The sequence below is a fragment of the Arthrobacter sp. Z4-13 genome, assembly GCF_054792705.1.
The window spans coordinates 224,725-237,594 of sequence record NZ_CP096458.1 but is presented as its reverse complement, the minus strand read 5'-3'; the positions used below and the strand labels follow the sequence as shown (position 1 = coordinate 237,594).

Below are 12,870 nucleotides of genomic sequence, written 5' to 3'. Positions count from 1 at the left end.
TTTCACAAGATAGGCGCATTTTTATGAATAACGCTTCCGGCGGGGACATTGGAGTTAATCCGGGGCGTCAGAAGGGCGTCCCGCCTTGACGCTTCCCAGGCGAAGCATCCCAAAGATCAGTGATAGATACGCCCTCAATTCAAAACAGGGGCAGGCAGAAAGGACAAGTTCGCTGGCGGTTCTCCCCAGTCTGGTTTTCCATCAGTTGCCGCATGGCGGCTGGGCGGAAGGGGCTGGGTGGAAGCGAGGGTCAATCGGGGGGCCATCACTTACCCAGCCACCCGTTCATGGCGGCTCCCCCGGGCCCTCGGGGTGGGAGGATGCGGTTCAGGGTGCAGTCACCGCCGGCGACCATCAGCAGGAAGCCGACGGCGCCGATGGCGCCGATGGCAATGATTTTGGTGATGATTCCCGCGATGATCAGCGCGAAGCCGGCTATGGCCGCCTGGACGCCATAGAAGGTTTCAGATGTTGCCCTGTGGTGGGTGAGCCGGGCCAGTTTCTGGGCGAGAGCAGGATCTGCTGCGGCCAGTTCCTGTTCGAGCTTTTCAAGGTGCCTGCGTTCTTCATCCGACAGCGCCACGGGGACCCGGCCCTTCATGATCGGGCGATTGATCAGGAAACATCTGTTCCAGGGCCCTGGTGTTGGCTTCCACGGTGAGCAGGTCCAGCAGTTCGCCTTCACTGAGTCCGGAGGCTTCACTGATATCGGCAAGGGACCAGGACCCGCTTGCGAGCAGAGCCGACGCAGAGGCCCGCAACGCCGCATAGGCGGCATCGAGCGTGGTCTCGGCCGTCACGATCACTCGCGCCAGTGACCGAAGCTCTTCAAGTTCTGCATCCATGCTGATCCCTCCCCCGTCGCTCCGGCGATTAAGGGTGAGTGGTTATTGTTCGAGGACGCTGTCGATCAGATCCTTGAGGATCTCCCAGAAGTCCCGGGCGCGGAACGACGTAACGGGCCCTCGTCCCTGGGCTTGCCGGATGGCGTTCGCTACGGCAATCGCCTCAGCAAAAAGTTCGGCTGTGACGGCAGGGACGCGTTCAGGTTCAAGGGCAAGGATATGTTCCACCAGGGCCCGGGAGTGCTTTGCGGACTCCCCGTCCTGGTGCCAACCGAGCCTGCTCGGTTCAAGGCGTGTCTTTGCCGTCTGGAATCCCCGGTCCACATGCGGGGCGAAACCATCGTTCATATATTGGATAGTCATTGTTGCCACCTTCAGGCCGCCCGGCCTCGGGACAACCTGTGTCGTGGGAAGCGGTGCTTTGGGGAACGCCGGGTGGAACCAGCCCACCACGGCAGTTCCGGACTCCGGGCGTGAGCACGAGCGGGAAGCGGTCCCCGGGTCGCGGGGACCGGGGACCGCTGCGGGGGAAGGATGCCTTGCCCTGATCCTGCCTGTGCGCCAAGAGGCGCGGTGGCGCTTGTGGATGAGTTACCGCCCGAGAGGCAGCCGTGGGCTGCAGCCTCCTTCCCGGCCTGTTAGGCGCTGATTTGCTGCTGCTCGCCGGCTCCGGAGGAAACTTCGATCTTCCGGGGCTGGGCCTTCTCCGCCACCGGAATCCGGACCGTGAGGACACCGCCGTCGTAGCTTGCCTTCACCTTCTCTGTATCCAATGCTTCACCCAAAAGCAGTTGCCGGCTGAAGACACCGCGCGGGCGCTCGGAAGCAATCAGTTCGATGCCTTCTCCAAGGGTGTCCTTGCGCTCGGCCCGGATGGTCAGGACGTTCTGCTCGACATTCACATCGATCGACTCAGGTTCAACGCCGGGTAGATCAAGCGCGACCACAAACTCCTTGCCGTCACGCCAGGCGTCCATGGCCATCGCGGCGGGGCGGGCGGCCGTGCCCAGCGCCTGCTGCGTCAGCCTGTCGAGCTGCCGGAACGGATCGCTCATCATCAACATGACATACCTCCTCTGATCAGTAATTGACCGGATAGATCTATATCCGCTGATATAGATTTTTTAGCACCGCGGCCGGAGATTGGCAAGAGTCTTTGGTATCGGGAGACCCCGAATTCCGGCACTGGTTCCTCTCGTTGGGCATCGGTCCTCTACCTGTCCTCAAACACCGCCAATGGGTCTAAGAGGCCCAAACCTCGTCCGTAATTCCTCCTGCCTGGGGCTTAACAACCAACGGCAGCGCGCGTATCTTAAAGCTGTTCGATCCGATCCTGGCCCCGGGCCCTGTCGGCTGTGCGGGCTGGGCAGCAGACAGGAGGCGCACGATGAGCAATCTGATGCGGTGGTCCGGCGTCGACATCGCAGATCCCATCCGGCGGTTCCTCGAAGGGGATGCGGGGTCCTGGCTGAGGGTAGAGGAATACCGTGACGGCGATTCCATGGTCGTCAAAGCCGAGGTGCCGGGCATTGATCCCAGCAAGGACGTTGATATCACCCTGAGGGGGGACGAGCTGCGCATCAACGTCCGGCATGAGGAGAAGACCGAGCACAAGGACAAGCGCGGATACCGGTCCGAGTTCCGGTACGGTACGTTCTCCCGGAGTGTGGCCCTGCCAGGGGCAGTCAGGGAAGAAGACATCCGCGCTTCCTACAACGATGGGATCCTCGAAGTCAGGGTCCCGGTGCCGGAGCAGCAGGAAAGCCCGTCCCGGAAGATTCCGATCACCCGTGGCGGGGAAGCAGCCGAAACAAACAGCGGAACCAGTACCGGCGAAAGTGATGCCGGTGGCAGCGGAACAGATGCCGGAGCCAATATTTAAACCGCAAGGTACTCAGTGGCTGAGGGTCCGTCCCGCTGCTGGCACCGGAAAGTCCACGGTGGGCGGGGCCCTTACCGCTGATGTTGCTCCCGGGATGTCCCCGGCGTATGACATGGAGGAGGAGCAGTGTCCATTGACTATGACGAGCCCCGTGCAAAGGCCGATGATGAGGTGGCGCAGCCACTCGATGAGCTCAAGACAAATAAAGCCTCACCCGCAGCGGCGATCCTTGATGTGGATGAAGGCGACCTGGCTGACAGTTTCGAACTTCCCGGCGCTGACCTTTCCGGTGAAGAATTACTGGTCCATATCGTGCCGATCCAGCCGGACGAGTTCACGTGCAGGTCCTGCTTCCTGGTCCATCACCGCAGCCAGCTCGCCAGGGAAACGGAAGGAAACAAGTACTGCATTGAATGCGAAAGCTGAGCAGCCGCGATGCTTCCCTGCGTGAGGCGGATTGGTTGACGTAAGCGGAACCACTGGCTAAACCATGATCACAGCTCAGACTTTTGGGAGGTGGATAGTGAGCGATTCAGCCACCCGCCAGGACAGCCCTCGTGACGAGGCAGGGACACCGCCGGGGTCCTAGCCTAAAGTGCCGTGGCGGACCGAAGGCCTGCCTGACGAATCCGGGCAGGGGAAGAAAAGAGGCCGGTGGTGGCGCACCCTGTTGATCGTGGTGCTGTATCTGGCAGTGTTTTCTGTCTTGTCAGTGCAGGACCAGCTGGGAAACCGCAGTCCGTGTCCTACACCGAGTTCAAGGCGCAGGTCCGGGATAACAACATCGCGGAAGTCTTCGCCAAGGGCCAGACTATCGACGGGACCCTCCGGACCGAAAAGCCCCTGCCCGGCAGCGACGGGAACAGTTACACCCGGTTCACGACCGAACGTCCGCTCTTCGCCGACGACAATCTGCTGAGCGAACTGGAACAAAACAGCGTCACGGTCCGCGCCACCCCGCTTGTGAGCGAACGCGGTGTCCTGGCCAACCTGCTGATCTCCATTGCCCCCATCGTGCTCCTGGTGTTGTTTTACCTGTGGCTGTTCAAAAAGCAGTCGGGCATGCTCGGCATGGGCGGTTTCGGGGCAGGGAAAAAGTTTCAGCCGGTGGACCCGGAAAAGGTCAGGGTGACCTTCAAGGACGTCGCCGGCATCGATGAGGTCGAAGCCGAAATTTCCGAGGTTGTTGATTACCTCAAAGACCCGCAGAAGTATCAGGCGATCGGGGCCAAGCCACCCAAAGGCGTTCTGCTCAGCGGCCCTCCCGGGACCGGCAAGACCCTGCTCGCCCGTGCCACTGCCGGTGAGGCCGGGGTCCCGTTCTTCCACGCCAGTTCCTCCGAATTCGTGGAAATGGTGGTCGGCGTCGGCGCCAGTCGGGTCCGGGAACTGTTCCAGGCCGCCCGCAATGCCGCACCTTCCATCATCTTCATCGATGAAATCGACGCGATCGGCCGCAAGAGGAGCGGTTCCCTGACAGTGGGTGGGCACGATGAGCGGGAACAAACCCTGAACCAGATCCTCACCGAGATGGACGGGTTCTCCTCATCCGAGGGGATCGTTGTCCTGGCGGCAACTAACCGGCCCGACGTCCTGGACCCGGCCCTGCTGCGGCCCGGCAGGTTTGACCGCTCCATTACGGTGCACGCCCCGGACCAGGCCGGGCGGCTGCAGATCCTGCGCGTCCACGCAGAAAACGTGCGGCTCGCCCCCGACGCTGACCTGGACATCGTCAGCCGCATCACCCCCGGCATGACAGGCGCGGAACTGGCCAACCTCGTCAACGAGGCCGCGCTGCTCGCCGTCAAACGTGCCCACCCAGCAGTCACCCAGCGCGACCTGCTCGACGCCCTCGAGAAAATCCAGCTCGGTACCGCGCGGAATGTTGTTATGCCCGAGGATGAACGCAGGCGCACCGCCTACCACGAATCCGGGCACGCCCTGCTGGGCATGCTTGAACCCGGCGCGGACCCGGTCCGGAAAATCTCCATCATCCCCCGCGGCCGCGCCCTCGGCGTCACCCTCTCCACCCCCGACACCGACCGGTACGGGTACGACGAAAACTACCTCCGGGGCAGGATCGTCGGCGCACTGGGTGGCATGGCCGCCGAAGACCTCGTCTTCGGCGTCGTTACAACGGGGGCTGAAAGCGACCTGCAGACCAGCACCCACCTGGCCAGGATGATGGTCGGCCGGTGGGGCATGTCCAAACGCATCGGCCCCGTCCAGGTCCTCCCCGAAGAAGGAGACCCCCGCGCCGCGGGCGTCTCCGAAGGCATGCTCGACACGGTGGCCGAAGAAGTACACACCTTGGTAGACCAATGCCACCAACGCGCACTGGCGCTCCTGCAGGAAAACCGCTGGCGCCTGGACTCCCTCGCCCAACGTGTACTGGAAAAAGAAACCCTCGACGAACAGGAAATCTACGAAGCAGCAGGCCTCCACCGCTCCCCCACCGGCAGAGACGAATACCAAGGGGTAAATCAACCGGCCCGGGCAACCGGCTTGTAAAGCACGAACAAAGCCTCTTTTCCGCTGAAGGGCGTGAAAAAACCCGCCGCTTGGGGGGCACGACGGGCTTTCCACACGAGACCATACAATGCAGCGATTTCGTCATCGAATGGAAGTGAAGCTCCCGCAACCGACCCTGGCAGGGCTGCTGCTCCTGTGATGTCCGCATCGAGCCGGTGGCGATCGGGTAGTGCTTGCTTCACCATAGATTGGTGAATAATGAGCCTTTCCAATCCTCCGCCGAAGCTGCGGGGCTACAGGCTGGCACGACGGGCAGCTGCTTCAGTCGCCTTCTCCCGGCCAAAATGAAAAGCCGCCCCGGTGCCAGGCGTGGTTGAAGAAAAGTGAAGGCGGGAGATGGCTCCCCCGTACGGTTGTTAACCGGAAGCCAGCTCCCGGGCGCGTGTTCCCCCCATTCAAGAGCCTCCCCAACCAAGGTCTTGAACACCCGTCCGCGCAAATCCTCCGGCAGGGCATCATCTCCCGTCAATGCAGTGACTACGGCTCCTGATCTGAGGGGACTCATTGGTCCTCCACTCGATGTTCAAAACCGATCGCCATAGTGTCTACGTTGGAAAGCCCATCGGTCCCCCACCGGTGGGCTTTCTTTGGCTGATGCCGCTGTAGCAGACCAGGGCCATCCTCTTGGCTGGCACTTTCCACTGGGTCGGGATGCTCCGAACGCCGCGTAATCTGGCTGTCTCGTAAGTTGTCCAAAACTGGTGCCAAGATCCCCTGACCACCAGGGCGGCTTTTGGTACAAGGCCGGCAGCGAAGAAATCCAGTTCGGGAGGCTGAAGTGAACCAGACCAGCAACGAAGACATCACGAAAGCCTTCAACAAGAACTCCCGCCTCTATGACCGGTGGATGAACTTCTTCGAGCGCTATATCGCCAACGGAGCCCGGGCGTGGGCTGTGTCCATGACCCAAGGGTCGGTCATCGAGATAGGAGTGGGTTCTGGCCTGAACCTCCCGCTGTACGGCCCGGAGGTCAAACACGTGACCGGCTTTGACCTCTCCGAGAAGATGCTTGCCATCGCCCGCAGACGCGTAACGGACAAGCGAATCGACCGCGTCCAGCTACATCAGGGTGACGCGCAGACTCTGAACCTGCCGTCGGGAAGCGCGGACACCTTCATTTCTACCTTCACCTTCTGCGCCATCCCCGATCCTCTGGCCGCCAGCCGTGAGGCCTACCGGGTACTCCGCCCGGGCGGAGTGTTCGTCCTGGCCGAACACGGGCGCTCCACGCGTGCCCTGGATAGCGACGTCATGCGGTGGATCGAACCACTGATCATCCGTTTCAGCGCCGAGCACCTCACCCATGATCCTATGCCGTACCTGACGGGCGCGGGCTTCACCATTACCGAAGCCCAGCGCGGCGGACCAGGCGGCGTCGTCTTTCGAATACTTGCCCACAAGCACGACGCCTCTGCAGACTGAGGGGCCGGGCCTTCGAGTGGCCCGGTCACAGTCCGGTCGTGCACTTTCAAGGGTCGTGTGCACCTGGACAGACAGCGTTAGGGCGCTGCATCTCTTGCTGTCTTGGTTGCTGGGACCCGGCGGTACAGCGTAGGTACTGAGACGCCGAGGCTGGCGGCTACTTCTTTCGGTGGAGTCCCCTGGCTGAGCAGTTTCCGGGCGGAGCGGACTTTGGCGTCAGTCATGAACCGTTTGCGGCCCCGGCACCCCGAGGCTTGGCTGATGACCATTGCCCACCGAAGGTCAGTCGACAAGGTCCGGGCAACCCAAAAGTAGCCGCAACCGCGACCATCGATGGGCAGTGACCGCGCCGAGCAGCTACAGGGCGTGCTTGATGACGTGGCAGACAAGATGGACGCTCAGATCCTCATGGCTTCGTTGGCATGCCTCTCGGCCCTGCAGCGCGAATCCATTGTCCTCGCCTATTTCGGCTCGTTGACCTACCAGGAGATCTCCGGGAAGCTCTCTGTACCGCTGCCCACGATCAAATCCAGAATCAGGGATGGCCTCCAAAAGCTCAGGACGCAAATCGACGTTGTGTAGGCGGGCGACACCAGGAGCGGCTGGTAATGGTGACTAGGCTGCACTATGCAGTCATACGTCTATCGGGTCTGACCAGACGGACTTTCATGGGGGGATACGGCTTATGCCATTGAGAATTTAGGAGCCCGGCTGACGGTCGGCGTAGTTGGATCATTCGGGGTTTTGCACTACCCACTTTTGGTCTTCACGACCAGTGTCGCCTTGCCAGCAGCGATGTCGACGAGGGGCAACGGTTCGGTTCGCTGACTGCGGCGTTGCTGAACCGTGGGTTTAGGCTGGCGTGCAATGCTGATCACGCGGACATTGCACTCAAAGCGCAGCAAGCTGACGGAAGTATCCAGTGCCGTGCCTCTGCCGACGGTCTCATCTCTCTCGTGTTCGACAACAACCTCGTTTGGTTTCGGCAGTTTGACCTTGAAGACGCTGAATTTGTCCGTTGGCTGAAGGCGGCGCAAAGCAGGGAAGTCACTCTCATCAGCGGCGACCACGTCCAGGTAACTGAGACGGGTGGTATCGACCTGAGACTGGCCGCCGACAGGAAAGCGCTGGTAGCAGCCAAGATTCCTACCATGTGGACCTAACGCGGCCGCGGCACCGGACCTCGGTGCTGGTTTGCGGCGATGACGGACGGCCGGAGGTTATCCCTTCCCCAAAAAGACTTGGTCCTTGTGCTCAGCGCACCTATGTCCCGTGCCTGCTCCTAAGTCCTCCAGACTTCGGGGAAATTCCTTGAGCAGCCCGGGATAGTGACACTAAGGTGTCACTACAGCTGGAAATGACGGCTTTTTCACCGTTCGATTGGCGGTTTGAGCTACTCGAGCCGCTGGCCGCCCCCAGCAGCGGCCAGTCCGGTCAGGCTGTCAGCGCAGGACGCCGCACAGGGCCGGGTCTGTTGCTTCGGCGGGCAGGTCCTTCCTTAGTTCGCTGCCGCCTTCGGGGTCACTGAAGTTGTAGGTCTTGTTGTCGTCGTAGTCCAGTCCGTGGATGACCAGGACGCCTTCACCGTCCCGGATGGAATCGGCGATTGCCTTGGCGGTGCCGAGCCCGCCTGGACCGGGATAGCCGGTTCCGGCGACGTCGGTGAATTCGATGTTGTCCCGGCTGTAGTCGAAGATGCCGTCATGAGACACCGGGAACCTTGTAACGTCCAGGAAGCTGTCCGGGGTAGTGTCCCCGGTCGTGTTTAGGGACACGACAACCGGCCCGTAGGCGGGAATCCCTTCAACGGTGTTAACGCGCCCGTCCCAGTTATCGTCCAGAGCCAGGCTCGGGCACTCGTTCAGGGCCTCGTTGCCGTAGTGGATGTGCTGGGCGTGGGGTGCATCCGGGGTCAGACCCTCGGCGTGGACCTCAATGTGTTCGATCTTCTGGTTTTTCACCACAGCGGTGGCGGTACCGGAAGCACCGGAACCGTTCAGTTCATGAAGCTCGGCTGTGAGCGTCACCGACTTGTCCGACGCTTTGCCGTTGTGGGCCAGGACAGGGCCTGCTCCCATCGACACCGCGGTGATGACCACTGCTGCTGCTCCGCCAAGAGCCAGCTTGGAATTTCTTTTCATGTTTTCGCTCCCTATTAAGGGGCCACCGAGGAATTCGACGGTCTCCTGTGATTCGCGCCACAAGGGGACTGGGATGGGCAGAACCCCCTACGCCTTTTCGTTCGCCCGGTCTCAGTGGGGGCAGGCTTCTACCTCACGGGGCAGTCCGTGCGGGCCGGGGTGACGAATAAGGTGCGTGGGGTAGTTTCCTGATGGGCGCGCCGACCGGCGGGTGCAGGACACATCCCTGTGAAGGGGATTGTCATGAAAAGTGTTACCCGTATCTGGGCCGTAGCCGCGGCCTTGTCATTGACGGCCATCACCGGGTGCTCAGCCGGGAACGGGAACTCATCCGCCCCGCCCCCCGCGTCCAGTTCTGCCGCTCCGTCCTCTGACGGGCCGGCACAGGCAGCTGAAGGGGTCATCACGATCAAGGATTTCAAGTATGAGGTTCCGGCGTCGGTGAAACCGGGGTCGATGGTGACTGTTACGAACACTGACAGCGCACCACATACCCTAACTGTCAAGGACGAGGGCGGGTTCGACATTGAAGTCCCGGGCGGTTCAACCGTGATCTTGCAGGCACCTGACGCCCCGGGTGAGTACGAAATCATCTGCAGCTTCCACCCGCAGATGACCGGGACGCTGGTAGTGAAGTGAGCCGGAAAATGACCGAGCCGGAACCGAAGCGGCAGGCGCGTTCTCTGTGGATGTTGCGCGTAGGTGTTGCGGTGGCCCTGGTGGTCAGCGCGGTGGTCCATGTCCAGCTCGCGCCGGGCTATCAGCAGGCTGCACCGGGCGGTATCGGCCAGGGCACCCTGTTTCTGGTCCAAGCCGGCGCCGCCGCCCTAGCAGCAGTATTCGTGCTGCTCAAAGGTTCCCGCATGGCTTTCACTGGGGCCGCCATGGTGGCGTTATCGTCCTTGGCCGCGGTCATCCTTTATCGATATGTCCAGGTCCCGGCTCTCGGACCGCTGCCGTCAATGTATGAACCAGTCTGGTACACCGCGAAGACTATAACGGCTGTCGCCGAAGCGGCTGCAGGGGCCTTCGCGGTGGCCGGGTACGCCCTGCTGTACAAGAGCGGGGCTGGATCAGGGCGGGTTGGTGCGCGGGGACGGCGCCGCAGCGCTGCGGTTGCCTGATCCTTCCTCTGTGACCGCCTGATGGACCCCCGGTCGGCGCGCGCGCAACTGGCCTGCAGGAATATGTGAACCCGGCCACATCCGCACCCATCCTTTCCTGGAACTGGTGCGAAGTACTGTTGTCCCCTCCCGGGGGCACCAACATCACACGCGCGTGTATGAGGAGATTTTTCGAATGAATAAGACACTCCGCTTTATGGCAGTTCCCACCCTTGCTTTGGGCGCTCTTGCCCTCACTGGTTCCCCGGCGATGGCCGCGGACCAGTCCTACCAGTCCACTCTGGGCCAGCTCAACGGCAGTGCCGGCTCGGGCACCATCCAGCTCCATGTAAAGGGCAACCAGGCCCATGTTGTCCTGAAAGTTTCGGGCATGCCCGCGACCTTCATGGACGCCCCGTACCCGCACGTCCAGCACATCCACGGCGGAGCGCAGGGCGTCTGCCCTGACCCTTCCGCCGATAAGGACGGCGACCAGGTCATTTCCACCACCGAAGGCGCCCCGTCCTACGGCGGCATCGTCACCACCCTCTCCACCAGCGGTGACACCAGCCCCGCGGCAGGCCTTGACCTGAAGGTCGGCGGCCAGGGCGCCGCGTACACCGTTGACCGCACCTTCGAACTGAACGCCGAAACCAAGGCGGCCCTGGAAGCCGGCACCGCAGTGGTCGTGGTTCACGGCCTTGATCCCGCCACCCTCAGCGCAGCCGGACAGGCCGCAAAGAGTGACCTCGCACCGACCCTTCCGCTGGCTGCCACCTCCCCCGCCCTGTGCGGGACCTTGACGGCCGGGCAGATGAAAATGCCCGCAGGCGGCGCAGCTACCGGCATCGCCACCGAAACCGGCACCGACACCGGAGCCCTCGCCATCGGCTCCGGCCTGGCCCTGATGGCCCTCGCCGGCGGCGCCTACGTCGTCCGCCGCCGTAACGCAGCAGCCTAAGCACCAGCTGATCGGATCACTACAGTGACACCCAGGAACCCCGGCCACCGCGGAGGCCCCCTGGCCGCCACGGCGGCCGGGGTTCTGCTCGCCCTGTCCCTTGCCGGCTGCGCCGGCGGAGCTGCCACCACTCCCGATGCAGCAGATGCTCCTTCGGCCTCTGCCTCCTCGTCTGTGGCACCCACCGAAGCTGCGGTTCCGTCCCCGGCGGCGACAACCGCCGCACCTGCTGCCCCCGCGCCCGCGCCGCCCCAGGGACAGCTTCCGCCGGTCATGACAGCGTCGGCTCCGGTGACCCTGACAATTCCCTCGATCTCGGTGCGCACGGACCTGATCCACCTGGGACTGGAAGACAACGGCTCCCTGAAAGTCCCCCAGGACACCGGCAACGGCGCACCCGCCAGCTGGTACGACGGATCCCCCACCCCCGGCGAACGCGGACCCTCAGTCCTGCTCGGCCACGTCAACGCCCTGGGCGGCAACAAGGGCGTGTTCGCGGACCTGAGAAAACTCACCCCCGGTGCTGACATCACCGTCTCCCGGGCTGACGGCAGCACCGCCGTGTTCACCGTTGACCGCGGCGCCCTCTACCCCAAGAACGAGTTCCCCACCCTCGAGGTCTACGGCAACACTCCCGGGTCCGAACTGCGGCTGATTACCTGCGACGGCTACGACCCCGCCACCGGCGAGTTCGATGACAACTACGTCATCTACGCCACCCTCAAAGCCTGACAAACGGCCCGCCCACCCCAAAACGTGGGCGGCCAGGATGGAAAGAGCCATGAAACAGCACCCGCCCTTGCTGGCTTCCCTGGCCCTGTCCGCTCTGCTGCTCTCCGGTTGCGCCACAGCGGCCGGATCCGTGTCCGCCCCCGCCAACGTTCCGGCACCGGCATCTTCACCCGAAACTTCGCCTGAGGCCGGGCACACCGGCAGCCACGGCGGCGGGCACCACGGTCGATCATCATCGCCTGGTGCCACCGGGATTGACGGTCCGAGCGAAGCTGCAAAGATGGTGTGCGGTGACCAGCCGATGGACCGGCTCACCTCGATCCTGGACCTTGAACAGGACCCGCACACGATCAATGATTGGGCCGACAGCACCTTCACCTGCACCTACCACCTGGACGAAGGCGACCTGGTCATCTCCGTCAAGCAAGCCAAGAACAAGGCCACCGCACTGACCTACTTCGAGGCGATGCAGGCCCTGGCAAAGGACGCCAAGCCCATCGAAGGGCTCGCGAACCTGGGCTTCCCGGCCTACGAAACCGCCGACGGGTCGGCAGTGTTCCAGAAGGACAGCTTCATCCTCCAGGTGGACGCCACGGACCTGCCCGCGACCCTGGGACCGGACAACATCACCAGGAACGCGTTGGCCTACCAGCTCTCCACCACCATCCTCGCCTGCTGGATCGAACACCCCTGACAGCACCCGCTTCAGCAAATACACCTGCGGCGCCCGTGAAAGGTCACCCATGAAAGCAAACACCAGAACCGCTGGCGGACTCGGACTCGCGGCAGCAGCACTTGTGCTGGCCCTGTCCGGCTGCGGCAACCCTGGGATGCCCGGGTCCGGAACGACCGCCGCCCCCACACTGACCGAAGAATTCCCGTCAGCTCCTGCCGTCACTACAGAACCTACCCCCTCAGCCTCCGGTACACCGGCGGCAGCCCCGGCGGAAATTCTGATCAAGGGCTTCAAATACCAGGGAACGGACACTGTGAGCCCCGGAGCGGAAATCACGGTCACCAATGACGACGTCGAAGCGCACACCATCACCGCTGACACCGGCAACGCCTTCGACACCATCACCAAAGTCGGTACCACCACGTTCACCGCCCCCACCGAACCCGGGACCTACCCCTACCACTGCATCTTCCACGGCAACATGAAAGGCACCCTCACGGTGAAATGACGCACCGGCTGGATGTGGCCGTCGTATGGTGTGCAGGTTTCTGCCCGGGGACGACTCATAGCGTGCA

The 12,870-nt window shown here is 62.7% G+C and carries 17 protein-coding genes and 1 pseudogene; 11 read left to right on the top strand and 7 right to left on the bottom strand.

The features are described from left to right. Window positions 1-265 precede the first annotated feature (265 nt). From M1E07_RS01190 to M1E07_RS01175, 4 genes are all read right to left on the bottom strand, one after another. On the bottom strand, window positions 266-583 hold the full coding sequence (locus M1E07_RS01190; protein ID WP_461186587.1) for a DUF3040 domain-containing protein: 318 nt from the start codon (window positions 581-583) through the stop codon (window positions 266-268). Next, window positions 567-845 carry a hypothetical protein gene (locus M1E07_RS01185; RefSeq protein WP_461186586.1) on the bottom strand — a complete coding sequence of 93 codons (279 nt, stop codon included), beginning with the start codon at window positions 843-845 and terminating at the stop codon, window positions 567-569. The genes M1E07_RS01190 and M1E07_RS01185 overlap by 17 nt, the downstream gene beginning before the upstream one ends. A gap of 42 nt (window positions 846-887) precedes the next feature. Beyond that, a complete protein-coding gene (locus M1E07_RS01180) occupies window positions 888-1,208 on the bottom strand; it encodes a hypothetical protein (RefSeq protein ID WP_461186585.1) in 321 nt (106 codons plus the stop codon). Window positions 1,209-1,483: 275 nt separating this feature from the next. Beyond that, complete coding sequence (locus tag M1E07_RS01175; RefSeq protein WP_461186584.1) at window positions 1,484-1,909, bottom strand: Hsp20/alpha crystallin family protein; 426 nt, start codon at window positions 1,907-1,909, stop codon at window positions 1,484-1,486. Between the two features lie 323 nt (window positions 1,910-2,232). On the opposite strand from M1E07_RS01175, the gene M1E07_RS01170 reads away from it, so the two are divergent. From M1E07_RS01170 to M1E07_RS01155, 4 genes and pseudogenes are all read left to right on the top strand, one after another. Then, window positions 2,233-2,727 carry an Hsp20/alpha crystallin family protein gene (locus M1E07_RS01170; RefSeq protein ID WP_461186583.1) on the top strand — a complete coding sequence of 165 codons (495 nt, stop codon included), beginning with the start codon at window positions 2,233-2,235 and terminating at the stop codon, window positions 2,725-2,727. 126 nt (window positions 2,728-2,853) lie between these two features. Next, window positions 2,854-3,153, top strand: a complete 300-nt coding sequence (locus M1E07_RS01165) for a DUF4193 domain-containing protein (RefSeq protein ID WP_461186582.1) — start codon at window positions 2,854-2,856, stop codon at window positions 3,151-3,153. 169 nt (window positions 3,154-3,322) lie between these two features. Continuing rightward, window positions 3,323-5,238 (top strand): annotated as a pseudogene (gene ftsH, locus M1E07_RS01160) (ATP-dependent zinc metalloprotease FtsH). Window positions 5,239-6,037: 799 nt separating this feature from the next. Continuing rightward, a complete protein-coding gene (locus M1E07_RS01155) occupies window positions 6,038-6,682 on the top strand; it encodes a class I SAM-dependent methyltransferase (protein WP_461186581.1) in 645 nt (214 codons plus the stop codon). A 77-nt stretch (window positions 6,683-6,759) separates the two neighbouring features. Here M1E07_RS01155 and M1E07_RS01150 read toward each other — a convergent pair whose 3' ends face one another. After that, a complete protein-coding gene (locus tag M1E07_RS01150) occupies window positions 6,760-6,951 on the bottom strand; it encodes a helix-turn-helix domain-containing protein (protein WP_461186580.1) in 192 nt (63 codons plus the stop codon). 64 nt (window positions 6,952-7,015) lie between these two features. Between M1E07_RS01150 and M1E07_RS01145 the strand changes: the two genes are divergently transcribed. Then, window positions 7,016-7,264 carry a sigma factor-like helix-turn-helix DNA-binding protein gene (locus M1E07_RS01145; RefSeq protein ID WP_461186579.1) on the top strand — a complete coding sequence of 83 codons (249 nt, stop codon included), beginning with the start codon at window positions 7,016-7,018 and terminating at the stop codon, window positions 7,262-7,264. 167 nt (window positions 7,265-7,431) lie between these two features. Here the strand turns inward: M1E07_RS01145 and M1E07_RS01140 are convergent, their stop codons facing one another. Together M1E07_RS01140 and M1E07_RS01135 are read right to left on the bottom strand one after the other, a co-directional pair. Beyond that, on the bottom strand, window positions 7,432-7,752 hold the full coding sequence (locus tag M1E07_RS01140; protein WP_461186578.1) for a hypothetical protein: 321 nt from the start codon (window positions 7,750-7,752) through the stop codon (window positions 7,432-7,434). A gap of 372 nt (window positions 7,753-8,124) precedes the next feature. Then, window positions 8,125-8,823: a hypothetical protein gene (locus tag M1E07_RS01135; protein WP_461186577.1), complete on the bottom strand. Its 699-nt coding sequence runs from the start codon at window positions 8,821-8,823 to the stop codon at window positions 8,125-8,127. A gap of 243 nt (window positions 8,824-9,066) precedes the next feature. On the opposite strand from M1E07_RS01135, the gene M1E07_RS01130 reads away from it, so the two are divergent. The 6 genes from M1E07_RS01130 (at window position 9,067) to M1E07_RS01105 (ending at window position 12,803) form a co-directional block, all read left to right on the top strand. Next, on the top strand, window positions 9,067-9,462 hold the full coding sequence (locus M1E07_RS01130; RefSeq protein ID WP_461186576.1) for a cupredoxin domain-containing protein: 396 nt from the start codon (window positions 9,067-9,069) through the stop codon (window positions 9,460-9,462). An 8-nt stretch (window positions 9,463-9,470) separates the two neighbouring features. Beyond that, the gene (locus tag M1E07_RS01125) at window positions 9,471-9,947 is read left to right on the top strand and encodes a hypothetical protein (RefSeq protein WP_461186575.1); all 477 of its coding nucleotides are present in this window, start codon (window positions 9,471-9,473) and stop codon (window positions 9,945-9,947) included. Window positions 9,948-10,122: 175 nt separating this feature from the next. Continuing rightward, the gene (locus tag M1E07_RS01120) at window positions 10,123-10,887 is read left to right on the top strand and encodes a hypothetical protein (protein WP_461186574.1); all 765 of its coding nucleotides are present in this window, start codon (window positions 10,123-10,125) and stop codon (window positions 10,885-10,887) included. A 24-nt stretch (window positions 10,888-10,911) separates the two neighbouring features. Beyond that, entirely contained in the window at window positions 10,912-11,619 is a 708-nt protein-coding gene (locus tag M1E07_RS01115; RefSeq protein WP_461186573.1) for a sortase domain-containing protein, read from the top strand. Between the two features lie 49 nt (window positions 11,620-11,668). Continuing rightward, on the top strand, window positions 11,669-12,313 hold the full coding sequence (locus M1E07_RS01110; protein ID WP_461186572.1) for a hypothetical protein: 645 nt from the start codon (window positions 11,669-11,671) through the stop codon (window positions 12,311-12,313). Between the two features lie 49 nt (window positions 12,314-12,362). Next, window positions 12,363-12,803: a cupredoxin domain-containing protein gene (locus M1E07_RS01105; RefSeq protein ID WP_461186571.1), complete on the top strand. Its 441-nt coding sequence runs from the start codon at window positions 12,363-12,365 to the stop codon at window positions 12,801-12,803. Window positions 12,804-12,870: the final 67 nt, after the last annotated feature.